Raw genomic sequence first — 25200 nt, 5'->3', positions numbered from 1 at the left:
TACGAAATGCAAACCGAATTACATTCTGCACAAAATAAAAAATACGTCATACATGTGGAAGAAATATTTTGATACCTTTAGATGAACGATTCTTTATACTTAAAGTAGTTCTTATTGTAATTGCTGTATTGGTTGCCATTCCTTCCAAATGGATTCGTAAATGGTTCTGGAAGGACTAAAAATTTTTCGCATCAGTTTATTGCATATAACATATGACATGTTTTAAAGATTGTTGTCGAACGTAGTGAAGACAATGGCGAAGCCATAGGTAATGTAATACCTAGTTAAATAAACATAAGTCTGCCCTGGTAGGTCAGATGCGGTTTATATAGATGCAATTTCATATTCCGAACGGATCAGTACCGACAAGCCCCTGTTTACAGTTAATTCTGTATTTTTAAAGAAGCCAGTAAGAATTTAAGAGGCAAATCAACAATCTAAAATATGTATAAAATTATCCTAGTTGTAAACTAAGGAGGAAATTAGATGTTATTTAAAACTTAAAGATTATCATTCTGGTGGTTTTTTGAAAGGTATTTTAGGTCAATAGATAATTCCTTGGACAATATATAAAAAAACAGATGACTCCCGTAAAGGGCACAATGAGAAAGGAAGGTTGTCATGAATAATTCAGATCAAAACTTACCTGAGAAATCCCTATTGGACGTGTTTAGTGGTGAAAGTGGTGAAAGCCCATTTCCGATATTCGCACAGATGCGGACAATGGGTGCCGTTATTCCTATCCCGTCTCCGATTAGTGGGATGGATGGCCAAGCATGGATGGTTACTCGTATGGAAGAAGCAATGCAGGTGTTAAAAGATCATGCCCGCTTCACTGTAGACGGGGGCTCGATCAATAGTAATAGTGATATCAGGCAAAAAAATGCTGATCCAACTGCTCCCCCTACCTTCCTTAACGCAAAATCCATGCTTTCTGTCGACGAACCCGATCATAAACGGTTGCGCAGGTTGGTGTCAAAAGCCTTTACGCCCAAATATATGGAAAGCTTACGCCCTCGCGTCCAGGAAATTGCTGACGAATTACTTGACCAGGTACAAGATAAAGGCGAGATGGACCTAGTCAAGGACTATGCCTATCCCTTGCCAATCAACGTCATTTCTCACATGCTTGGGGTGCCTCAAGAAGACAAGGAACGGATTAGGGGCTGGTCTGAGGTCATCGCGCACGGTCTGGGCCTAGGAAGGCAAGATCCAGGGGTCGCAGAGCAGATACGAGCTTTCGGGGAATACATCGTGCAGCTTGTTGCCCACAAACGCCAGCATCCTGCTGATGACTTGATTAGTCAGTTGGTTGCCATCGAAGAGGAGGGAGATCGACTCGACGAAGCAGAACTGATCTCGATGATCTCGCTATTGATCTTTGCCGGCCATGAGACAACTTCGAATCTCATTGCCACCGGCACTTTGATGTTGCTGGATCATCCAGAGCAACTGGATATGGCAAAAGCCGACCTCAGTCTCGTTCCTGCAGCTGTGGAAGAACTGCTGCGCTTCAATGGGCCTTCCACAATCGCGGGACCGCGTTTTGCCACAGAAGATATCGAGCTAGCTGGGCAGCAAATCAAAAAGGGCGAAATGGTTATTCCCGTATTGAAATCAACGAATCGGGATGAGCTCCAGTTTACGGACCCAGAGGGGCTAGATATTACGCGCACAATCAAACGTCATCTCGCCTTTGGACATGGCATCCATATGTGTTTGGGAGCGCCATTAGCCCGTGTCGAAGGAGACGTTGCGTTTTCCACCCTGTTGAGACGCATGCCCAACCTGCAGCTCAGCGTCCCTCGGGAGAACGTCAAATGGCACTTCATGCTGAGTTCACAGGGGTTAACATCCCTGCCCGTCGTTTTTTAGTTGAGAGAAAGAACTCCCTACTTGACGGGGGAAGTCCAGAAGCCAACCTTTCATATGTTCACTGAACACCCAAACTAAAATACTGTTTATGAGCTGCTCAAATGATGGGCGGCTTTTTTTAAAATAATGAACAGTTTGTTATCTTGATTAAGAAGATTTTGTTAATTGTCTAGTTATTGGTGGGTGAAGAAACTGAGAAGAGAGAAGGTGAGCTAACGCTTAGAATCAATGGCTTTGAGATTGATCTTTATGCCACTATCGGGGCAGGATGCTCAAGAAGGTTATTGTTTCATTCAACTGGAATATATATAACTCAAAACAACTATAAGGTGTATTTAAAATGGACAAAAGAGTTCAATTCGACTATGAAATCGAGTTTACTAATGGCGGTGGATTACAGGGACAGGATTTTCGTCTTGATATTGATGGAGATGACATTACTGATGAAGAGTTAGCGAAGTATATCGTAGAGGATATGAGGTTGCTAATGGTTGGGGAAGTTAGGATACTCAACAAAAAAATAATTAATGAAAAGCATTAACGAAAAACTGTTGATTAGAAGTTTGAATAATATAAAAAACTAAACAAATTAAGCTGTAAAATATGTGGTATTTGTTAAAATAACGGATGCGTTCGCTTAAGATCGGAGCTGTCTTCAAGGCAACATTAAACAATGGTGCATTATTTAAAAAAAGTATAGGTTATTCAGAAAATGAACCGTATGGGAAAAATCATAATAGAACTATGCTTTTGAGGCACAATAAATTGAAAAGAATAAAAAGCGAGGAGTTTTATGAAAAAGGTTGCAATGTTTTTCCTATGTCTTCTTATCTTAAATCTTTCATCACAAGTTTTTGCTCAACGAAAAGTGCCTATTTTAATTTACCATTCGATTGACGAGTTTACTGGGCAGGGTTCTAAGGAGCTATATGTAACCCCCAAGAATTTCGAGGAACAAATGATTTATTTAAGAGACCATGGCTACACATTATTAACTTTTGATCGGTGGCATGACATTAATAAAGTAAACAAACCCATTTTCATTACCTTTGATGACGGATACAAAAACAATCTGAATGCATTTGCTATCTTTCAAAGACTTAAAAACGAACATTTTAAACCAAGTGGCACCATTTTTGTTATTTCTGACTTTATCGGCCGCTCAAACCGATTATCGAAATCGGATATAAAAATGATGGCTGATTCGGGTATGATCTCAATCCAGTCCCATACTGCTACACATCCTGATTTGACGAAAATAGAAAATTATGAATATGAACTGAAAGGGTCAAAAGATAACATTCAAAAAATAACAGGCAAACCAGTTAATGCTCTTGCGTATCCATACGGAAATTTCAATGACAAAGTCGTAACAGAAACGAAGAAATATTATTTGTTTGGACTTACGACAACTCCTGAACTATTTTCTGAGAAGGGCATTAAAGACGAACTTTATCTTTTACCACGAATTTATATCAAGTATTCAACTACTCTTGATGACTTTGCAAAGATAGTTGACAAAGAATGAAGGCGGTGCCTATATCAGGTAATCGCTTTTTCTTTTTAGAACCAAGGGAAAAGTGCTAAATAGTGCTTATAAGGGGAGAGTCAGGAAAATGCGCATTTACAACGATAAGCATTTTTGAAACAAGACTTAAGAGACATTAAAAAGCCTAAAATTAGAGGTACTTTGAATGCTTCTCAAAAGGTCCTACTCTATTGAGATTGTGAAGGTTTCTACTTAAACAGACGGCGCAGGATAGTTGAAGAGTGCTCTTTGACCTTTATTCAACAATTGGCCAGATTGTGGCATAGAACTTTATAGGAAAATCGTATTAAAATTGTATATCTTCTATTTTTTTAGTAATCCGGAAAAGCTACCTATACAAAAAAGAGTCTGTCTACATATCTTGATATATTAAGGAGGTCAATATTTAAAAAGAAAGTAGGTAGAAAATTAATGGGACATAAAAAGAAAGAGCACAAAAAAAACATTTTTGACTATATCGTGATTGGTGCCGGAACAGCAGGAGGAATTATAGCAAAAAAACTAACAGACAATCGTCACACTAGTGTACTAGTGCTTGAAGCAGGAACAAACATGACGGAGGAATTAAGCAGTCCTAATCTTTTAATTTCCATTTTAAATGCTAGTGATAATAGACATTCATTTAATGTCGCTACTATAATTGAGCAAACGATTGGTCGTCAGTTGATAACAGCAAGTGGTCGTGCCATTGGTGGAAGTTCTGAACATAATCAAATGTTGGCCGTACGTGGCAGTCGTGATCTTTATGATGCATGGGCAAAATTAGTTGACAATAATGTATGGAATTACGATAGTATTCGCTCCTTATTTATTGAAAATGAAACCTATACAGGATTGACACAAAGCCCTCAAGAACGCGGGCGTAACGGCCCTATTTTTATTAGACAACAAAACATTCCTGATCAAGGATTAATCCAAACTTTAGCACAAGCCACTTCAGAAGTCTTTAATATCCCAATTGAGGAGGATTACAATACAGGGATAAGAGATGTCATAACCCTTAAAGGCCAATTTACTCAAAAGTTGGAAAATGGAAAATTGGTTCGCTCCTCGACAGCAACCGGGTATTTAAACGACCAAATTGTCACTCAAGGAAATGAATTCCAACCTGATGAATTTGGGGTTGGCAAGAGAAAGTTGACCATTTTTGCCAAAACAACGGTGAACAAAATCTTATTTAAGAAAAAGAAAGGGCAAATGGTTGCCATCGGGGTTGAATATGTTAAGGACGGTGTTTCACGCGTAATGTACGCACGGAAAGGTATCATTGTCTCTTCAGGCCAATTTTCCTCCGTCATACTTCAACGCTCAGGTATTGGCAAGTCTGAAGATTTAGCTAAAGCCGGCATATCGACCCTAATAGAAAGCCCTCATGTCGGATACAACTTCCAAACTCACTATTCTGTCGGTATGGGGATTAGAGTGGAAACAGGAAGACTTCTTCAGGTATTGGCAACTGATCCTAATCAGCCAGGAGCATTTGGAGCGTTTAAAAAAGTTAATAACCCTATAGGCGGCCGGCGCATTCAATTATTAGGCCTTCCACTGCCGGTCTTTGTACCTGGTCAGGAAGTTGCGATAAATGGTTGGGATTTTAACCCGGAAAATCCTAGTAATATTATGAGTATCGGAATTGTAGATGTAAATCCAAGAAGCCGAGGCACTGTCATGGTTTCCCACAGCGACCCAGAGGCATATCCAACCATTGATTTAAACCCGTTGGCAAATCCAGATGACCTAAATTTCATGGTCGATCAATATATTGAGACTTATAACATGATCGTTAGAGCACGCCAACTCGATCCGGGAGGCATATATCAGGCAGTCTTTCCTGATGAAAGCGTATTCCAAATTCCGGATGAGAATGAAAAGCGGGCTAAATTGGCTGGTTTTGTCAGATCTTCGTATTCCCTTTTTACTCACTTCGGAGGACAATGCAAAATGGCGAAGAGCATTCAAGATGGAGTTGTCAATGGACAACTGGATGTATTTGGTACAACTAATCTTAAGGTGGCCGATCTATCCATTTCGCCTATTTTGCCAGACGGCAATACATCCATCCCTGCTCAGATGATCGGTTTAAATGCCGTACGACTTATTCAAACCAATCCACATCCTTATGTGTTGGATGATGAAGACTTTGAGGATTTCGAAGAAAGTGAATCAGAGGATTAAAACTCCAATCTTCAACTAACGGGTGCGTTCGTATTTAGTTATGATAGGTTTATTGTAGGTATTTTAGAAGAAAAAATAGATAAGGGGATCCTGTTACTCCAAAAAGCTTGGTTTTCTAATGCAAGTTAAAAGTGAAAAACATAATCACCATTATCGGCAAAAAAGAGGTCGGGATACTGATCCCGACCTCTTTTTTTAATACTCTACTCTTTGTTAAGCTGCATTTTTTACCTCTCTTGTTCTGTTAGCAAATAGTTTTTCTTTAAGAGTAGGTATAATTATACCATCTACCCCATACCTTCCTGCATTCATAGCAGAAACAAGGATAAACATGGATAATAGAACAAGTTGTGGATTGGTACTTGTCGTGCCACTAAACAAATAAGAGAAGTTCATAACCAGACCAAAAAAGACAGCTGTTTTAGTGAAACAACCCACCAATAAACCTATCCCGACGAGGAATTCTCCCCAAGGTACTAACGCATTGAATATCTCGACATTAGGAATGGCTACATTTTCAAGAAATACAACCCACCATCCCTGAACAGCCGGATGCTCTCCAGTCGAATTTGCCAACGCACCCTGTAAGAAACCAGAAGCATCAAATTGTCCGCCAGTTAACTTCCCCCAGCCAGCCATAACCCACGTATATCCGAGATACACACGTAACACAGCCAAAAGAATGGAGACATTTTTGTTAAGCCTTAAAAGATCAATAAACATACTTTTCCTCCCTATAATTAAAAAATAATGACTAGGAGATATAATAACACAATTGAAAACGATTTTCATTATCAATTATGTAAATGTTATATAAATAATCTTCTTTTAATACAATTTGATTAATATAGATCACACTATAGATTACAAAGAAGATCAGAGCTGTCTTTAAAACAGCTCTTTTCTTATGGAGCTAGAAGGGCAGGGTAGTTGAAGAATGAATATGGTTTTTTATGGTAAAGAATATCCTGGCCATAAAGGGACATAATTTCATCCAGTAAGGATGTCACCTTTCATAGACCATTTCAATACAAACTCCTCCAAAACAGTTCACACTACCTTCCCTAGATATATAGACGATAGTACTTATAAGAAGGTTTTTTGTTTTATAAAATTATTCCTTTGTTACTACAGCTAAAAATATAGAAAACATTTTAGAAATAGTACAGCAATAGTAGGAATCATCGCCTGACAACATCCAATCAGAAAAGTTTAACCGGTTATAAACATGATAAACCGAAATAAATACTAGAATTTTTTTCTTATAGAACTTTTGGGGCAGATTAGTTGAATAAAAAAAGGTGGGACAAAAATGGAAGCGTTGATTGAAGAGTATGGTCGTGGATACGCAATGATTCGGAAAGCAATCGAAGGATTAGCGGAGGAGGAGCTTCGTTTCAAGCACGCACCGGACAAGTGGAGCATCCATCACATTCTCATCCATGTGACGGATGCTGAGGTCTTGTCTCTACATCGACTGAAAAAAAGTCTTGGCAGAGCAGGAGCCACTTCTGCTTTCGCTTAACCAAGACGGATGGGCGAATGGCTTGGGGTATGATCTGTTGGACCGTGAACAGTATTTGCTCTTGTTCCAATTGCTGCGTTCCAGTATGCAGCCTATTCTGGACCATCTGACAAATGAACAAAGCGGGCGGGTGGGAGTATATGACGATGCAAAGCGGTGCACATTTAAGCAATTGCTGGAATTTCGTGTTGAGCATGTTCGAGGAAACCTTGCCCAGATTGAGAGGGTGAGGGAAGCGTATCGGCAGAGCAATTGTCTGTTAAATTTATGGAACTAACGGGTGCAAGAGTTAAATATGGAGGCCACTCACCGAATCAGCAGTCTCCATATTTATTTTGATAAGATGATTTCCTTTTCATGTACTTTTAATATTTCATCTTATATAGAAGCATAAGCTACTTCTTTATATTTTCTAATGCTCTATAAGCATTTGCTTCTCCTGAACCAAACAAAGCATCTTGTCCTTTCTTTCCATGGTCAAGAGCTGTTTGCTTAATACGTGCTGTTACCTGGGCAGGATTATACTCCGGATTAGCTGCCTTAATAACTCCTGCAATTCCAGCTACTTGAGGAGCGGCCATGGAAGTACCAGCATTAAACTCATATGAAGTACCTAAATAGGTAGGCCAAGTACTTAGGATTAAGTTACTTGGATCAGCCGCCGCAGGGTCATTGGTTTCTGCATATTTAGGCCCATAATCCCCTCCAGGAGCTGCCACGTCAATGGCACTGTTTCCATAATTGGAGTAGAAAGCAAGCTGTTGAGTTGACCATTTTGTGGAGGCAGACACATTAATGACTCCTGGCATTTGTGCTGGTACTACAGTTGCAGGCCCTTTCACGCTCATTCCATATGGTTCGTACAGTTTATTTAAAAATTCGTTTACTTCCTTCTTGTCATCTAAATTTAAACTTTCATTACCACTACCGGCTACTACAGTTACTCCATTCTTTACTGCATATTGAATAGCTCTCTTCCAAAGTAACGTTTCAGCGACTGATTTATAACTTTCTCCCTCAATTGTCATTTTGGTATTATTATAGAAACGAAGAGACATATTAATAACATCTACCTTGTCATTTGTTGCTGCAATAATTCCATCTATAATCCAAGCTGGTAATCCAAGGGCTTGCTCTGAGTATAATACTCGATAGGATCGGATTCCTAGATCTGGTCCTACACCGTTTACTTTACCATTTGCACCAATGATCCCAGCAACGTGAGTACCGTGCCCATTGCGATCTTTTATATCAGTAGGATCACCTGTTTCAGATTCATCCATTCCAGCAGGAACAAGATTACGTCCACCTATTATATTATTTTTTAAGTCAGGATGAGACTCATCAATTCCAGTATCAATAACTCCCACCACTGCTTTATGAGTAATACTACCATCTTTATTTTTATATCCGCCTGTTTCTAAATCATATGATTTCCCGCCGTTGGTCACCCTTTGAATATCCCATTGGGAGTCCCAATAACTCTCTGAATTTTGCTGGCTGATGATACTAGACTCATAGTTGTAAGGGCTGACTGCTGTTTTGTCTATGGTTAGGGGGATTTCTCTGTTAGCAGCTTCTATTGAAGAATTACCTTTTAGGTTTTTAAGAAAAGCAGGCTCGTCAGATTGTGCTTCTATTCCACCAACTTCAGGAAGAACTTTGGTTACTTTACCACCAGCCTTCCGTATTACCTCTTGATAATTCTCTGGTAATCCACTTTTAAATGCTATTGCGTATGTATTGTTCATCTCCTGATTTTGACTCTTAGCTTGGGTAGGAACACCACCAACGGACAATATCCCTGCTCCTACTGCAATCGAAAGTACCGTATTTAGAATTTTCTTTTTCATAAGTCTCCTCCTATATATGGAAAATATTCATCATATACTATCTTAATATACAACAACTTAAATTCCAAGTTTTCCTAATAAATCTCATATTATTGAAATTGGCAGCTCTTTTCTTATTGTACTATCGGGGCAGAGTAGTTCATTAAGACTTTTAGAATCAAACTATCGGTTGAGACCTTTATCTTGTATATAGATAGGGAAATGTATTTTTGAATAGGGGATACAGGTCATGTTAGGGGATAGAAATATCAGTTTTGTTTCCGGAGGTATAGATGTATTTTAGGTGTTGTAGGTTTTTTATTTTTTAAGGAGACCAAGAAAAGCTAATTAAATTTCTAATTAAAGTAACGGATGCGTAAGTTTATAAGAAGTATGGAAAATGATCAAACTTCTTTTATATAAAAGTATCATTCAATTGAATATGTTAAGAGCATGTTTTGATCAATCTTTTTCAAAGCATGCTCTTTCTATTTATTTATCAAGGTTATTTGTATTAATTAATCAAACTTTAGAACCGTGAGTTAGTGCCATTGATGGCCGTCAATTGGCGGCTTTTTAAAGTATGATTCTTGATATAGGTTGGATTTAAAAATTCAGAAAAATATAAAAAATATGATTGACTTATGTTTTGAGTTTTATGTATTATGTATACATAACACATATTAAGTTTTACCAATCATATAGATTCCCATTATTCATATTGAAAAGACTCATCAAAAAGGACGGATTAACATGGCAGGAATCCATTTAAAACCAATCGAAAAGGAAAAAACAACGCAAGATAAAGTATATAAGCAAATTAAACAAGCGATTTTATTTGGTGGTATTACCGGTGATGAAATATTTACAGAAGTTCAATTAGCGGAAAGGTTAAATACTTCAAGAACGCCGGTAAGGGCAGCTATTCAAGATTTGGTGAAGGAAGGATTACTAGTCTCTATTCCGAGGAAGGGATTAACGGTAAGAAAGATTACACCAGAGGAACAGGATGAAATCTTTTTACTAAGAAGTGCTATTGAAGTTGAATCGGTGAAAAAACTAACAAAAGAAATTACATCACCTGAACAACTGAGGTTACTTAAATTAATTCTGAAGCAACAAGAAGAGGCATTGCAAAATGATGATGCCATTAGTTTCATAAGGCTAGACCATGAGTTTCATCTCTCGCTGACAAGACTAGCAAATTTCACCATAATAGAGCAAGTCTTGAACAATCTGCATAACCTTACTCAGCTTATGGGTTTAAAAGCAGTCAGTAAACATGGGAGAATGAAGAAAGTTTTGATGGAACATAATCAGATTATCCAGGCTTTAGAAGAAAAAAATCCCGAACTAGCTTCACAGGCGATTTTAAATCATTTAGAAAAAACAAAAGAAACATTAATTATTGTTGATAATTCCTGATTTTCCATCAAATGCTTGAAGGGGGGATTGCTCCTGGTAAAAGGTAGGTTACTACATCTCTAGGGACAAAAAATAAGGGTTTAGAATCAACTTCAGCCTATGAAATAGAAGATATACTGCAAGGTCAAACCAAGTCTTTTGTCACGTTTATAGCAAAAGCCTTGGGAAAATTCTTTCGAATGCCTTTTCCTGAGTTTTGCTATAAATAGTCTTATTGTTGAAACAATGAGAGATCAGTCAGAGGTAAGTCTATAGTTTATTGGAATTGAAAGCGTTTACCTGTCACATTTTGTTTTATGGTGCGCAAATCACAATTCATTAAAACGCTTAAGTTAGCACCCATCAAGAAGTAAAAGAACAAGCTGTTAATGTTCATAGGTAGAAGAGTAAAGGATATGAACATGAAATTCAATAGTATGTGTTTACCTTAATTATATGATCGGAAATGCAAACCTTTAATGTATACACAATACATAATACACAACACATAATACAATTAAGGTTCGCTGTTAAATTGTTTCTTGTTTTTAAAACATGTACTTATTCAAACATATAGGAGGAATCAGGTATGGTTAGAACAGGTAAAGAATATTTACAGACATTGAAAGATGATAGAGCGATCTACATAAATGGGGAACGAGTACAGGATGTGACGACCCATCCAGCTTTTACAGGAATTATAGATACCATTGCAGGCTTATACGATTTAGCATCAGATGAATCTCAGAATATGACATACAAAACTGAGGACGGTACACTGGCAAATAAAATTTATATGATTCCAAGGAGTCGGGAAGAACTTAAAGAGAGAAGATTGGCGATTTCTAAATGGTCTGAAGCAACTTGTGGATTTGTCGGAAGAAGCCCTGATCATGTCGCCAGCTTTTTGGCTGCCTTTGCCAGTTCACCCGAAGTGTTTGATCGTGGTGGAGAAGGTTATGGGAATAATGTTTTGAATTTCTATAAACATGTTCGAGATGGGGATCTATATGTAACATACGTTATTATTCCGCCACAAATTGATCGAAGTAAAGCAGCTCATGAGCAGGAAGATAAATTTCTCCCAGTTGGAGTGTACGAAGAAAGAGAGGATGGAATTATTGTTCGGGGTTCTCAAATGCTCGGTACTGCATCAGCAGTATCAGATTACTTATTTGTAAGCTGCCTTACACCGCTCAGACCTGGTGATGAAGATTATGCCCTGTCTTTTGTACTGCCGATTCATGCAAAAGGATTAAAATTTTATGCAAGGCCTGGTTATGCTGAAAAATCACCAAGCACATTTGATTACCCATTATCTTCTCGTTTTGATGAAAGTGATTCATTAGTTGTTTTTGACGATGTATTTATTCCTTGGAAAGATATTTTTGTTTACAAAAATATTGACATCGTGAGAGCTCAGTTCCATGAAACACCAGCTCATATATTAGGCAATAATCAAGCGCAAATAAGATTTAGCAATAAATTGAAATTTTTGATTGGTGCCGCTCGAAAAGTTTCTGCGATGAATGGAATTGATAAAATCCCTTCAGTCCAAGAGAAGTTAGGGGAACTTGCTTCTATTGCGGCTTCTGTGGAAGGTAATCTTTTAGCTTCTGAATATAATTGTACGATTGACAAAAATGGTGTGGCACGACCGAATCCACGTTTTCTTTATGGAGTAGTGGGTCAACAGGAAACTATTTATGCTTCCACCATTAAAATTTTAAGGGAGTTATGCGGTGGAGGTGTTTTACAATTACCATCTTCATATAAAGAACTCATCAATCCTGAAACGAAAGATGATATGTATCAATATATACGTTCTACGGGAGTTGGGGCTGAGGAGAAAGTTAAATTATTTAAGTTAGTGTGGGATATTATTGGTTCAGAATTCGGAGGCAGGCATCAACAGTATGAATTGTTCTATAATGGTGCACCTTTCGTCACGAAAGGCTTTTCATTTAGGAATTACGGCTATGATGAGCCGGTTCAAATGGTGGATAAATTTTTAGAAAGCTATTCTCTTCCCACTCAGGTGAAAGAACTAATATAAGAAATATAAATAAAAGGATGGTTGAAGAAATGAAAATTGCATCAATACAATTGGAGATTAAAGATAGTGAATCCAAAAGTGCCCGCATAGATCGCGTGGAGTCCATGATTGACGGATTAAAAGGACAAGATTTAATAGTTTTACCAGAAACGTGGGCAACGGGGTACTTTTCTTTTGATCGTTATATGGACGAATCGGAAGAATTGAATGGGAATTTTGTACAACGTTTCTCCTCAAAGGCAAAAGAAGTTCATTCATATATATTTGCAGGCAGTTTTATAGAAAAAAATAATGGAAAATACTACAACACTAGTGTGCTATTTTCTCCTGATGGGACACTTATAGGAACCTATCGAAAAATGCATTTATTTCGTTATGGTTCAAAAGAAGGTCAAATATTGACGAGAGGAAATGAAACAACTGTAGTGGATACGGAATTCGGGAAAGTAGGCTTATCAACTTGCTATGATTTGCGATTTCCTGAATTGTATCGTGCAGAAGTGAATTTAGGAGCAGAATTACTTCTTGTTACATCTGCTTGGCCACATAGAAGGCTGGAGCATTGGAAGTTATTCAATTCAGTCCGAGCATTGGAAAACCAGTGTTTCTTGATTTCGAGTAATTGTGTTGGTCATACTAATGACGTCCTTTTAGCTGGTCATAGTCAAGTGGTTGATCCATGGGGGATTGTTGTGGCTGCTGGAGGAGATGAAGAAACGATTGTAAAAACAGAGATTGATCCATCTCAGGTTACTAAAATTCGTGATGTATTCCCTAATTTGAAGCACCGAGTTTTAGATGGACAGGAGGAATTCAGTTGATAAATATTAATGTTTGTGGAAGAAATATTGTCGCAGATCCTAAACGATTACTTATTGCCGGCTATACGGGAAAAGACCAGGAATCTGTAAAAAAACATATTGATGAATTGAAGGAGATCGGAGTTCCAGCTCCTCCACAAGTTCCGATGATTTACGATCTTTCAACAAATCTTATTACGACAAATAAGTCAATTTCAGTTATTCAAGAAAGCAGCAGCGGAGAAGCGGAAGTGGTCATCATGAAAATTGGAGGGAAATGGTATTTAGGGCTAGGTAGTGATCACACTGACCGCGGGCTTGAAAAAGTGTCTATTCAGAAATCCAAACAAGTATGCAGCAAGCCCATTTCAACACAATTTTGGTCCTTGGATGACGTAAAAGATCGATGGGATGACATTGAAATGAGAAGCTGGATGATTGTTGATGGAGTGAAAAAAGAGTACCAGACAGGCAAGCTAGGAGAATTCCTGCATCCTGAAGAATTGCTCGAAATTATCGAGGAACGTGGATATGATAGTGAGGATATGATTGTGTTTTGCGGAACATTACCGATTAAAAATGGTGAATTTATTTATGGGGAAGCATTTTCGGCAGAATTATATGATCGTTTAACAGGTAACAAAATTCAATTGAATTATCAGGTTCATATTTTAACGGATGCGGAGGTAGTTTGACATGGAAAAATCAAAAATAGAGATTGATAGAAAACCAGAAATTGAATTTGTTGAGTATAAAACCTATGAGGCTGTTCCTTCAAAAACTGTAGAAGGTGCATCCCAACGAATTATTGCGCAGATTCCAGATACTAATGTAGCAACTCGCATTCTTGAACTAGAGGCAGGTACTGATACATCCCCAGATGGAGTGCAAGTTCATGATTTTTGGGAAGAATTATATATTATTGAAGGATCCTTAATTGATTTACGTCTAAATGAGGAATTTACGGCAGGAATGGTTGCTTGCCGTCCTCCCGGGATGGAACATGGACCATGGAAATCACCTAATGGTTGCAGGATTTTCGAAGTTCGCTATTATGCAGATCAGAAAAAAGAAGAACATGAATTTGTCGATCATAACACTTTTGAAGCGCAGCCTTTTAGTAAGGTTAAGAGCCTTTCTGAAAGAATCATTGCTTCTGACCCTACTACAGGAGTCGCTACAAGAATTCTTCAGAACGGTCCAGGGACAGATACTTCTCCTAATGGAGTGCAAGTCCATGATTTTTGGGAAGAATTATATATTATTGAAGGATCTTTAATCGATTTACGTCTAAATGAGGAATTTACGGCAGGAATGGTTGCTTGTCGACCTCCTGGGATGGAGCATGGACCATGGAAATCACCAGATGGCTGTAAGATTTTCGAGGTCCGTTACTACTCCAAGGAACAATAAACAGGTATGTTTTGAAACGAATTAGCTCCTGCATTCCTATACGAATATGGTAATCTATCAAATGGCTTCTCGTGACATCAAACAACGAGGAGCCTTTTATCTCCGATACATCCTTACTTAGGAACCAAGTGCTGATTGCTCAAATTGATAATTGGATTAGCTCGGGGAGTAAGTGTCTGAATTTTCTGTGTATCAAATTATGTATACACCATTCATTACACAGAAACCTTTAATCGTTAAACAATGAGTGCACATTCGGGATTATTGGAAAGTTAAATTATTGACTTGGTAAATTAATCACATGAATGGGTGATACCCGTCCACCAGAAACGAAACTTGGTCCTTGGTTACCAAACGGATGCAAGGCTTTTGAGTTCCGTTATTATATTAAATAAAATCGACAACACAATTTTTCCCCCTTTGACAAAAATTATTATCTTGATGACGAAGAAGGTGAAGCAAGTTGGAAGTTTTCCATTTAACACATCCACTAAAGGGGTCCATATTTCCAATGGAGCCTCATGTAATGGCATTAGGTTTTTTTGACGGTGTTCATTTAGGTCATCAATCACTGTTAATGCAAACCAAGAAAATAGCCGAAAAGAACAATCTTAAATTCACGGCGATGACCTTCGATCCACATCCAAATGAAGTAATCAAATTGGAGAAAGATTTGAGATATTTAACTCCTCTAGCTTTAAAGATTGAAAGAATGGCTGCTATTGGAGTGGATAAACTCTTTGTCATAAAGTTTAATTTATCATTTGCTTCCCTTTTGCCATCTGATTTTATTGATCAATATGTTTTAGGTCTTCAAGTTAAACACTTAGTGGTAGGATTTGATTTTACCTTTGGTAATAAAGCCCAGGGGACTGCTGATTATTTGCAAAAAGTGAGCAAAAATAACCCCTTTGATGTAACCGTCATTTCAAAACAGGTACATAATGACGAAAAAATAAGTTCAACTTTAATTAGAAAAATAGTAAGGGATGGGGATGTCCACCTTGTTCCTTACTATATGGGACATCATTTTGAAATTAAAGGGGTCGTTTATAGTTCAAATAGACATAAACACGAGAAAAAGAAAAATATGGAGTTCCATACCGAAAATAAGTATATCCTGCCAGCACCAGGTGTATATAGTGTAGAAATCAAAACCTGGAACAGAACCTGTCATGGGTTATTTAAAAGATATGGGTCCAGCAGGAAAAATGATGAAATAAGCGGTCAAATTATAGAAATGCTGAAGGGAGGTGTAGTGGAAGAAGTGACAGTTAAATTTTTAAAACAGATGCCTTTTGAGTCAAAGTCTCAGTGGAGTTCAAATTTTGAGGAGGTTATAAAATGATGGATGATAGAAATTTTAGAAATGCAATGGGGAAATTTGCTACAGGAGTAACAGTGATCACAACACTTTTAGAAGATGAAGCACATGGTATGACGGCGAATGCATTTATGTCAGTTTCCCTTAATCCAAGATTGGTCTTAATATCCATAGGCGAAAAAGCTAAAATGCTGGATAAAATTAATGAGTCTGGAAAATTTGCTGTAAATATATTGTCTGATGATCAAAAAGAGTTATCCATGCATTTTGCGGGACAGATTAAAGAAGACCGTCAGATTGAATTTGGCTGGATAAATGAACTGCCAGTAATAAAAAATGCTTTAGCAAACATCGTATGTAAGGTCCATAGTAAACAAATAGCTGGGGACCATATACTCTTTATTGGAGAAGTAACTGAACTCGTCATTAACGAAGGGGCACCACTAGCCTTCTATGAAGGGAAATACGGCAAAATACTCAGCTAAACTTATGGCAGGATGATTATTTAAGTTTGATGGTTAAAGTTGTATGAGCTTTCTAAAAAGCGCTTTTGTTGTGGTTAAGGAGGGGAAACTCATGCAAAATAAGACAGTCGTCAGATCAATGGATATCCTTACTCTTTTCTTGACTCATTCAAAGCTAAGTCTGAATGAAATCGTACATTTTTCAGGGATACCGAAAACATCTGTTTTTCGAATGGTAATGTCACTTGAAGAGATGGGTCTTCTCGATAAAGATAGAGATGGAAAGTATTCACTTGGCCTTTTATTTCTTCAGTTTGGCAATTTAGTAGCTGAACGGTTCGATATTCGAAAAGTAGCTTTGCCGACTATGCAAAAACTTCATGATAAGGTAGGGGAAGCTGTTAATCTCATCGTTCAAGACGGCAAAGAGGCAATCTGCATCGAAAAGCTGGATAAAAAACAGCATGTAAGGCATTATACGGCAATCGGCCGGAGAATGCCGCTTTATGCCGGAGCGTGTTCACGTGTCATTCTCGCTTTTCAGCCACAGTATGAGCAGGAACAATATTTAGAGCAAACCGAACTGAAGTCAGTCGCATCTGGAACGATTACAGATAAAGAGAGACTTCGTATTCTTTTAGAAGAGTCTCAAAAAACGGGATTTACGGTCAGTCACTCGGAACTTGAAAATTATATATCTGCGGTAGCGGCGCCTATTATTGATTACAAAGGTTATATCATAGCGGGCATTAGTGTTGCAGGTCTTGAGGTGAATTACCAAAAGGAGTTGTTGCCTCCATTGGTTGAAAAGGTTAAGAGTGCAGCACTCGAGATTTCAAGGAATGTTGGTTATACCGATAAACATCTTTGCTTAGGCTGATATATTAATATGTCCACGGTTGGGAACAAATTGCGATTGTCTTTAAGCTTTTTCACCAGAACGATTTTTGTCTTTTTGAAGGTATTTCTATAATGTATTGTGTATACACAATACATTATACATAATACCTATGGAATTAAAAGCTCATTAACTGCATGTTCAAGATGATTACGGATGAGAAGCAATACTAGAGGTAAGGATCAGACGCTCTTTATCGGGGGAGTAAGCCAGTTCGTTTTTAATGATGTTGCACCTTTTACCGTCTATTAAGGAAAATGGGAGGAATTATCAGCAGGCCATCTTGATAATTCTCCAACATCTAAGAAACCGCATCCAGATATGTAACTAATTCGGAGGTGTGTTAAATTGAGTGGAAAAAAGAAACTGGACAAGAAATCAAAAAAGATATTATTTGCGAGTTTACTTGGCAGTACTATTGAATTTTATGATTTCTTTCTTTATGGAACCGTTGCTGCACTTGTATTTAATAAATTGTATTTTCCTAATGACGATCCGTTTATAAGTTTATTGCTTGCTTATGCATCATTTGGAATTACATTTTTTATACGACCCCTTGGAGGGCTAGTTTTTAGTCATTTGGGAGACAAGTTTGGCAGGAAAAATACTCTCGTGCTTTCACTTTTATTAATGGGAATTTCTACAGTATGTATTGGACTCCTGCCAACATATAACATGATAGGGCTTTGGGCACCGATCCTTCTTGTTTTTTTTCGTCTCGTTCAAGGTATCGGACTTGGTGGAGAATGGGGAGGGGCAATCCTCTTAGCGGTTGAATCTGCACCTAAAGAAAGACGTGGCTTTTTTGGAAGTTTTCCTGCAATGGGAATCCCTCTTGGGATGTTACTTGGAACATTCTCTATTTCATTAATGAGTTTACTTCCTGAATCCCAATTCCTTTCATGGGGATGGAGAGTTCCATTTATCCTAAGTGCAATTTTGGTTGTTATCGGTATTTGGATACGAAAAGGGATTGAGGAAACTACGGCATTCAAGGAAGAGAAAGAAAAAGGAAATGTCGTAAAGATCCCACTCTTTGAGACATTACGATATCATTGGAAAGCGGTATTAATTTCTTTAGGTGCAAAATGTGTTGAGGTGGGACCATTCTACTTATTTTCCACATTTTTCATATCGTATGCTACGGAAACAATAGGTTTTTCAAGGACTACAGCGTTAAATGTAGTTACTGTAGCAACAATTGTTACAGCGATTTGCATGCCGTTCATGGGAATGTTATCTGATAAAATTGGCCGTAAACTTGTTTTTCTTATTGGTACAATCGGAATAACTCTTTTTGCCTTTCCATACTTTTATTTATTTTCCTTACAATCTACCACTTGGTTATACGTTATTTCAATAGTAGGCTTAGGAATTCTATGGCCCCCAATTGCGGCGACTATTGGTACAATGTTTACTGAAATGTTTAGTACGAATGTTGGCTATACAGGAATAACACTTGGTTATCAAACAGGCTCTGCATTATTTGGTGGAACTGCTCCAATGATTGCGACTATATTAGTTGGCGCTTACAATAATTCTTGGATTCCACTAGCATTCTTTTTAGTATTTCTTTGTATCGCATCCCTTATCTCAGTATTATTTGTCCGCAATAGTCAAAGTAAAAGTATTCCTTTCTCTGAAAATAGGACGATGGACGAAAAGGATAAAGAAAATCAAATAATCGGGTAATGGATTGCCTTTCTAAGAGGGACTCGATTCAAATGGCCGATTTATCTTTAAAAATGGCAGCGTTTACACAGTTGTCGAAGTTGGCTGAACCGTTTGGGTTAGGGAAGACGAGTTTCTTTACGTTGGTAGTGGCGAGGATGCTGCAGCTTACAAAGGGACTGACACCAAAGTGATAGATTTGAAAGGGAAAAGGCTTTTATCTCGATTTATAGACAGCCATGCCCAAGCGTATATTATGGCGGAAAACCTTTTATCTTATTTGATTTTTCAATATTGGCACAATAATTATTTCGGTGAGTTTTTTAATCATCGAATATACGGAGGCTTTTATTATGGAAAAGGTAAATATCGCTTTGGCACAACTCAGTTGTGAAGAAGGGAGAATTGAGAAAAATCTTTCTCGTTTAGATGATGTCGTTGATAAATATGGTCATTCTCATGACCTCATTGTGTTTCCTGAGACATTTATCACGGGATTTCTTTCACCGGAGGTTTGCCGTACATTAGCCGAGCCATTAAATGGACCAATTGTTAAACATATAGAACGTCAAGCGAAGAAATCTAATGCCTCAATTGTTGTTGGTTTATACGAAAAGGAGGGAGAAAACCTATATAACACAACTGTTCTGGTTGGACCGACAGGATTATTGCTCTCTTATCGTAAAACCCATTTGTGGGCTGGCGAATCTTCAGCCGTTAAAGCCGGAAATTATTATCGGAGCTGCAGCTGGCAAGGAACAAACATCGGACTGCTCATTTGCTACGATATAGAATTTCCAGAAACAGCACGTGCAGTTGCCAGTATGGGAACAGAACTATTGGTGTTGACAGATGGAAATTGGGATGGTCCGGTACACCGCCTTGCCATTAAGGCCAGAGCACAAGAGAATCAAATGTTTGTCGCGATGGCAAATCGAGTTGGACAGCTAGAGGAAACTGCGTTTTGTGGAGAGAGCGTTGTTGTTGATCCATATGGAAGGGTAATTGCTGAAGCTGGACGTGAAGAAGAAGTATTATCAGCATCGATAGACTTGTCGCTTGTTCAGGAGAGTAGACAACAATATCACTATCTGAAAGAGCGCAGGGTGCTATGTAATATACCTTCAAAGGAAATTGAAAAGGGAATTCGGGAAATTACAATTCAATAGATTCAACCGCCTTGTCTTTGGGGCATGAATTGAAATGGAACTCTGTCGCGATTACGGCTCAAAGCTTATTTCGAACCTTATTCGATCAACCGGAATACGCGGTGAGACAACTCTTCGGCTAAGGACTCATTATGCAATCTTAAATAATTAATGTAAGTTTGCATAACTTATTAATTTATTCAATTGTCTGTATATTTAAAATGTTGGGAAAATGCCATTAATCCCCACTTGGTATGGTATTTGCATATTAGTTAATTAATCACGAATAAGGGTGGAGTGATACATGGAGAATGCAAAATTAAGACGTTCGTTAACAGTGTTTCCTTTAGTGCTATTTGGATTGGCTTATATGGCACCCACAACAGTTTTTTCTACTTATGGGGTTGTTGCGGAAATAACGAAAGGGATGGTGCCTGCTGCTTATATCATGGCTTTGGTTGGTATGTTATTTACAGCCTATAGTTATGGTCAAATGGTTAAGGCCTACCCTGTTGCCGGTTCTGCATATACATTCACACAAAAGGCCTTTAATCCGCACCTTGGATTCCTAGTGGGCTGGGTTATCCTATTGGACTATTTATTTTTGCCAATGATCAATGGATTACTGATCGCCATTTACTTAACCGCATATTTTCCTTCCGTTCCTTTTTCCGTCTGGTTAATCGCCTTTGTCATTTTAATCACCATTGTAAATATAATTGGGGTGAAAATAGCAACAAAAATCAATCTTTTATTAGTTGCCTGTCAATTCTTGATAATAGTTATATTTACATTCCTCTCAATTAAAGGGTTACTTAACGGAATGGGTTCAGGAACATTATTCATGAGTTCTCCATTCGTGAATGGGGATATACCACTATCTTTAGTATTAGCGGGATCTTCCATTTTATGTTTATCTTTTTTAGGATTTGATGCTGTTACTACATTTTCAGAGGAAACCATCAATCCTAAAAAAATAATACCAAAGGCTATTTTCCTCGTTGCATTAATAGGAGGAGGTCTGTTTGTCACCATCTCATACATCAGTCACCTTGTATACCCAAATTTCCAAGCCTTTAAAGATCCAGATTCCGCTTCCTTGGAAATTGCTATGTACATCGGGGGTAATTTATTTCAATCTATTTTTCTGGCAGGTTATATTACCGGGGGGCTGGCGTCTGGTTTATCAGCTCATGCAAGTGTTTCGCGACTTTTGTATGCGATGGGGAGGGATGGAGTTCTTCCAAAGAGAATTTTCGGTCATATTCATCCAAAATTTCAAACTCCAACACACAACATCATCTTAGTGGGCATTTTTGCTTTATCTGCGTTATTTATTGATTTAGTGACAGCATCATCCTTTATTAACTTTGGAGCGCTCGTTGCTTTTACATTTGTTAATCTTTCGGTTATTTCCCATTATTTCATTAAAGAAAAACAGCGAAACGGAATTAATACACTAAAGTACCTAATATTGCCGCTGATTGGTACTGGTTTCACAATTTGGTTATGGACCAGCCTTGATTCAAAGGCACTTTTACTCGGACTAGGCTGGTTTGGAATTGGTTTCATCATGCTCCTTTCTAATACGAAAATGTTTAGTAAGCGGCCACCAGAGCTTTCTATTGATAGTGCGATCGAAAAAGAAATTCAAGCATAAAAGCTATTTTCATTAAGGAGGATAAATATGGTAAAGGCAGACATCGTTCTTTCTGGTCAACATGTTTTCACTGGGTTACAAGAAGAGCCAATAAAAGCAGCTATAGCCATTAAAGAAAATAAAATTATTAAAATCGGTTCTAAAGAAGATATAATGTCATTCCTTGGAAATCAAACAAAAGTGTATGACATGGAAGACGGACTAATCATTCCTGGATTTCATGATTTTCATATGCACATTATGATGGGAAGCATTTTACAGAAGGACAGTGCCAAATTATTTGATGCAGCTTCAGAAGAGGATGCAGCCAAAATAGTAGGTGAATTTGCAGAAACGAGACCAAATGATGACTGGATATTCGGTGTCGGTTGGGATCATACCAATTGGAAGAACAAAGTGCTGCCACATAGAACAACACTAGATAAATACATTAGTGATCGCCCTGTTTTATTATTCAATGCAGAAGTGCATTACGCATGGATTAATAGTAAAGCGATGGAAATGATTCAATTAACGAAGGATACCCCAGATCCGGAATATGGAGAAATTGGAAAAGATGAAAATGGGGAACTGACAGGCCTTCTATTTGAACAGGCAATTGGGTATGCATCAGAACATGCATACAAATTACCGAAAGATAAACGGGTAAGCCTATTCCAAGGTTTCCTTAATGAAACAAAAAGATTGGGAATCACATCCGTTAATGATTTATACGGAGCTAAAATTGCACCAAATCCATTAGACGATCTTGAAATTTTTAAGGAATTTGAGAGAGAAGGGTTACTTACAACCAGGATCCACTTTTCGCCGGAGTTAAAAATGGATTTAGCTGACGCAAAGGAATTACAAACAAATTATCAGTCAGACAAGCTCACCTTTTCTGGATTAAAACAATTTATTGATGGTGTTGTTACAAGTCATACTGCTTTTTTATTGGATCATTACAAAGACCGTCCAGATACAAAAGGCGGAACCACTTATCCAGCTGAAACAATTAAACAATTAGTAAAAAAGGCAGATAAGGAAAATTTCCAAATTCGTTTCCATGCTATTGGTAACGGTGCAGTCCGTTTAGCATTGGATGCATTTGAAGAGGCGAGAAACGTAAATGGAAAAAGAGATGCTAGACATGTAATTGAGCATGTGGAGGTATTGCATCCGGATGATGTTCATCGCTTTAAGGAATTGGATGTAATCGCCTCCTTTCAACCTAAACACATTGAATTAATGGAAAGTGAGGCATATACAGCCAGAATCAGTGAGAAACAACAACCTCTTTATTATCCTATCAAAACACTAGTGGATACTGGTGCTAAAATTGCCTTTGGTACAGATTTTCCTGTAGTGCCCTTAAATCCCATGATGGGTATTTATCAGGCAATCACCAGAAAAGATTTAACCGGGAAAGCGTGGAAAGAGTCAGAAGGAGTAACATTGGCACAAGCGTTAAAATACTACACGGCTACACCGGCATTCGGGTCCTTTAGGGAAAAGGAATTAGGCACATTGGAAGCCGGGAAGATAGCGGATATCGCAGTATTAAATAAAAATTTATTTAGCATATCAACAGAGGGAATTCTTGAAACAGAAGTGATGATGACGATCATGGATGGAAAGATCGTATATGAAAACCAGGTCGTCCAAACTGTATAAATAAAAAAATATAAAAAGGCAGGTAGTGAAAAATGTCAAAAGTAAAAGTCGGCCTTATTCAAATTCATTGCGGAGAATTCATTGAGCAAAATATTCAAAAAACGATAGAGAAAATAAAAGAAACAGTAAATAAAGGTGCACAAATCGTTTGCTTACAGGAACTATTTTCTTCGCAATATTTTCCGCAAACGGTCAATGTGGAAAATTATGATTTAGCTGAAGATGTAGATAGCGGTACATTAGCCGAAATGGGTGAATTAGCAAAGGAATTGGCAATTGTCTTGATTGTCCCTTTTTACGAAAGAGCGGGTGCTGGCATATATTTCAATAGTGCAGCTGTATTTGATGCTGATGGAGAATGTTTAGGGATTACAAGAAAAAATCATATTCCGGATGGTCCCCAGTATCATGAAAAATATTATTTCGTTCCAGGCAATACTGGGTATCCTGTCTATGAAACGGCTTATGGAAAAATAGGAGTCGGGATTTGTTGGGACGAGTGGTTTCCAGAAGTTGCCCGAATTTTGAGCTTACAAGGTGCAGAGATATTATTCTATCCTTCCGCTATTGGTTCAGAGCCAGATCATCCCGAGATATCAACAAGATCATCCTGGGAAAAGGCAATTTCCGCTCATGGCATTTCTAATGGTGTATTTGTTGCTGCGACAAATCGAGTGGGCCAGGAAAAGGACATGAATTTTTACGGTGGTTCATTCATTAGCGATACATTAGGGAATATCTTAGCTTCACTTGACGATGAAGAAGGAATTATTGTGCAGGAAATTGATTTAAAAGAGATAGAAAAGACTAGAAAAATTCTGCAATTCTTTAGAGACCGACGTGTCGATACATACGGCCCTATATTACAAAAAGAAATACTTCCATCCCCATCTCCTTCAAAAAAGGGAGCGAATAAAGCGCTGTTCAGTTAATTTATAAGGAATAGCAGGCCAGAGTACATGCTCAGACTGTATCCAAACCTAATAATGACATTATTTTTCACTCTTGGCACTCGCTTTCCGCGGGCGGTCCGGGAGCCTTCTAGGCGCCGCGCCTGTGGAGTCTTCCTTGGGAGTGCTAAATTTTAGGTGGAGTTATTAGTGGTAGAACTAAAAACACTGGTGTGCTTGTAGCAGTTACAAATAAGTACTGACTGCATTGCTTAGGTAATCTATCGTTGAAATGGTAAAAACCAATTTTCCTAAATGGAGAGTTGGTTTTTTACGTTATTCAATTGGTCGTTAATGTAACAGGCATTCTATATCCTGCTTTATGGAAATAACGGGTGAAACAGCTTTTGATCGGAGCTGTCGCTAAGGCGGCTTTTTCTTTATATGACGGTTAGCGAAGAACAATGTGGGAAATACTAAGATAATGAAAATCTTACCGAATTTTCAGAAAAATACATTGACGGGAAATTACAGTTGTTATATATTATTAATAAGTTAAATTTATTGTTATATAACAGAAGGAGGAGTCAAGATGATGAACATTCAGGATAAAGCCTATGAAAGTTATGTAAAGATTTGTGAAAGGTATGAAATCGAGTCGATAAACTTCGACCACTTCATCAAAAGTTTAACCAAAGATCAGTTGGATGAATACAGTAAATTAGCCGTTTAAATGAAAGGACGTGATTGCACAAGATGGACCTCCCGGTTGATGTAGATGTAGAAGCCAGTTAGAAACCCCACCAGTTGCCATTGGGAACAGGTGGGGTTTTGTCATGTGTTTTAAGAGGCCATTTTTAATT

The 25200-nt window shown here is 37.9% G+C and carries 23 protein-coding genes; 21 read left to right on the top strand and 2 right to left on the bottom strand.

Annotated elements, in window-relative coordinates; genetic code table 11:
- Nucleotides 1-621: 621 nt before the first annotated feature.
- The 4 genes from BW986_RS10195 to BW986_RS10180 all read left to right on the top strand — a co-directional run bounded on the left by BW986_RS10195 (nt 622) and on the right by BW986_RS10180 (nt 5599).
- Nucleotides 622-1875 carry a cytochrome P450 family protein gene (locus tag BW986_RS10195; RefSeq protein ID WP_076367556.1) on the top strand — a complete coding sequence of 418 codons (1254 nt, stop codon included), beginning with the start codon at nt 622-624 and terminating at the stop codon, nt 1873-1875.
- Between the two features lie 340 nt (nt 1876-2215).
- Complete coding sequence (locus tag BW986_RS10190) at nt 2216-2416, top strand: cyclase (protein WP_076367554.1); 201 nt, start codon at nt 2216-2218, stop codon at nt 2414-2416.
- Nucleotides 2417-2668: 252 nt separating this feature from the next.
- Nucleotides 2669-3403, top strand: coding sequence for a polysaccharide deacetylase family protein (locus BW986_RS10185; protein ID WP_076367552.1), 735 nt, complete (start codon nt 2669-2671; stop codon nt 3401-3403).
- 432 nt (nt 3404-3835) lie between these two features.
- Nucleotides 3836-5599 (top strand): GMC family oxidoreductase, encoded by a 1764-nt coding sequence (locus BW986_RS10180; protein WP_076367550.1) that lies wholly within the window; start codon nt 3836-3838, stop codon nt 5597-5599.
- Nucleotides 5600-5812: 213 nt separating this feature from the next.
- Here BW986_RS10180 and BW986_RS10175 read toward each other — a convergent pair whose 3' ends face one another.
- Nucleotides 5813-6322, bottom strand: coding sequence for a DoxX family protein (locus BW986_RS10175; protein ID WP_076367548.1), 510 nt, complete (start codon nt 6320-6322; stop codon nt 5813-5815).
- Nucleotides 6323-6911: 589 nt separating this feature from the next.
- Between BW986_RS10175 and BW986_RS31100 the strand changes: the two genes are divergently transcribed.
- Together BW986_RS31100 and BW986_RS31095 are read left to right on the top strand one after the other, a co-directional pair.
- On the top strand, nt 6912-7124 hold the full coding sequence (locus BW986_RS31100) for a DinB family protein (RefSeq protein ID WP_311316540.1): 213 nt from the start codon (nt 6912-6914) through the stop codon (nt 7122-7124).
- A gap of 22 nt (nt 7125-7146) precedes the next feature.
- Nucleotides 7147-7401 carry a hypothetical protein gene (locus tag BW986_RS31095; protein WP_311316539.1) on the top strand — a complete coding sequence of 85 codons (255 nt, stop codon included), beginning with the start codon at nt 7147-7149 and terminating at the stop codon, nt 7399-7401.
- A gap of 118 nt (nt 7402-7519) precedes the next feature.
- On the opposite strand, the gene BW986_RS10165 is transcribed toward BW986_RS31095, so the two are convergent.
- A complete protein-coding gene (locus tag BW986_RS10165) occupies nt 7520-8977 on the bottom strand; it encodes a S8 family serine peptidase (RefSeq protein WP_076367546.1) in 1458 nt (485 codons plus the stop codon).
- A 732-nt stretch (nt 8978-9709) separates the two neighbouring features.
- On the opposite strand from BW986_RS10165, the gene BW986_RS10160 reads away from it, so the two are divergent.
- The 15 genes from BW986_RS10160 (at nt 9710) to BW986_RS30145 (ending at nt 25070) form a co-directional block, all read left to right on the top strand.
- Nucleotides 9710-10381 (top strand): GntR family transcriptional regulator, encoded by a 672-nt coding sequence (locus tag BW986_RS10160; protein ID WP_076367544.1) that lies wholly within the window; start codon nt 9710-9712, stop codon nt 10379-10381.
- Between the two features lie 568 nt (nt 10382-10949).
- On the top strand, nt 10950-12416 hold the full coding sequence (locus tag BW986_RS10155; protein WP_076367542.1) for a 4-hydroxyphenylacetate 3-hydroxylase family protein: 1467 nt from the start codon (nt 10950-10952) through the stop codon (nt 12414-12416).
- 29 nt (nt 12417-12445) lie between these two features.
- Nucleotides 12446-13237, top strand: coding sequence for a carbon-nitrogen family hydrolase (locus BW986_RS10150; protein ID WP_076367540.1), 792 nt, complete (start codon nt 12446-12448; stop codon nt 13235-13237).
- Nucleotides 13234-13911, top strand: coding sequence for a DUF2848 family protein (locus tag BW986_RS10145; protein WP_260320810.1), 678 nt, complete (start codon nt 13234-13236; stop codon nt 13909-13911). The genes BW986_RS10150 and BW986_RS10145 overlap by 4 nt, the downstream gene beginning before the upstream one ends.
- 1 nt (nt 13912) lies before the next feature.
- Nucleotides 13913-14629: a cupin domain-containing protein gene (locus BW986_RS29550; protein ID WP_142244564.1), complete on the top strand. Its 717-nt coding sequence runs from the start codon at nt 13913-13915 to the stop codon at nt 14627-14629.
- 526 nt (nt 14630-15155) lie between these two features.
- Nucleotides 15156-15977 (top strand): FAD synthetase family protein, encoded by an 822-nt coding sequence (locus BW986_RS10135; RefSeq protein ID WP_179086042.1) that lies wholly within the window; start codon nt 15156-15158, stop codon nt 15975-15977.
- Nucleotides 15977-16438: a flavin reductase family protein gene (locus BW986_RS10130; RefSeq protein ID WP_076367998.1), complete on the top strand. Its 462-nt coding sequence runs from the start codon at nt 15977-15979 to the stop codon at nt 16436-16438. The genes BW986_RS10135 and BW986_RS10130 overlap by 1 nt, the downstream gene beginning before the upstream one ends.
- Before the next feature lie 91 nt (nt 16439-16529).
- Nucleotides 16530-17297, top strand: a complete 768-nt coding sequence (locus tag BW986_RS10125) for an IclR family transcriptional regulator (protein ID WP_081395565.1) — start codon at nt 16530-16532, stop codon at nt 17295-17297.
- Between the two features lie 366 nt (nt 17298-17663).
- Nucleotides 17664-19007, top strand: a complete 1344-nt coding sequence (locus BW986_RS10120) for an MFS transporter (protein ID WP_076367536.1) — start codon at nt 17664-17666, stop codon at nt 19005-19007.
- A gap of 32 nt (nt 19008-19039) precedes the next feature.
- The gene (locus tag BW986_RS30150; protein ID WP_179086041.1) at nt 19040-19180 is read left to right on the top strand and encodes a hypothetical protein; all 141 of its coding nucleotides are present in this window, start codon (nt 19040-19042) and stop codon (nt 19178-19180) included.
- Nucleotides 19181-19339: 159 nt separating this feature from the next.
- Complete coding sequence (locus BW986_RS10115; RefSeq protein WP_076367534.1) at nt 19340-20155, top strand: carbon-nitrogen hydrolase family protein; 816 nt, start codon at nt 19340-19342, stop codon at nt 20153-20155.
- Nucleotides 20156-20438: 283 nt separating this feature from the next.
- Nucleotides 20439-21794, top strand: coding sequence for an APC family permease (locus BW986_RS10110; RefSeq protein WP_076367532.1), 1356 nt, complete (start codon nt 20439-20441; stop codon nt 21792-21794).
- Between the two features lie 27 nt (nt 21795-21821).
- Nucleotides 21822-23447 carry an amidohydrolase gene (locus tag BW986_RS10105; RefSeq protein ID WP_076367530.1) on the top strand — a complete coding sequence of 542 codons (1626 nt, stop codon included), beginning with the start codon at nt 21822-21824 and terminating at the stop codon, nt 23445-23447.
- 32 nt (nt 23448-23479) lie between these two features.
- A complete protein-coding gene (locus BW986_RS10100; RefSeq protein ID WP_076367528.1) occupies nt 23480-24379 on the top strand; it encodes a carbon-nitrogen hydrolase in 900 nt (299 codons plus the stop codon).
- 550 nt (nt 24380-24929) lie between these two features.
- Entirely contained in the window at nt 24930-25070 is a 141-nt protein-coding gene (locus BW986_RS30145) for a hypothetical protein (protein WP_179086022.1), read from the top strand.
- Nucleotides 25071-25200: the final 130 nt, after the last annotated feature.

The sequence above is a fragment of the Peribacillus simplex genome, assembly GCF_900156045.1.
Classification (GTDB): domain Bacteria; phylum Bacillota; class Bacilli; order Bacillales; family DSM-1321; genus Peribacillus; species Peribacillus simplex_D.
This window is presented reverse-complemented; position numbering and strand designations above follow the sequence as displayed.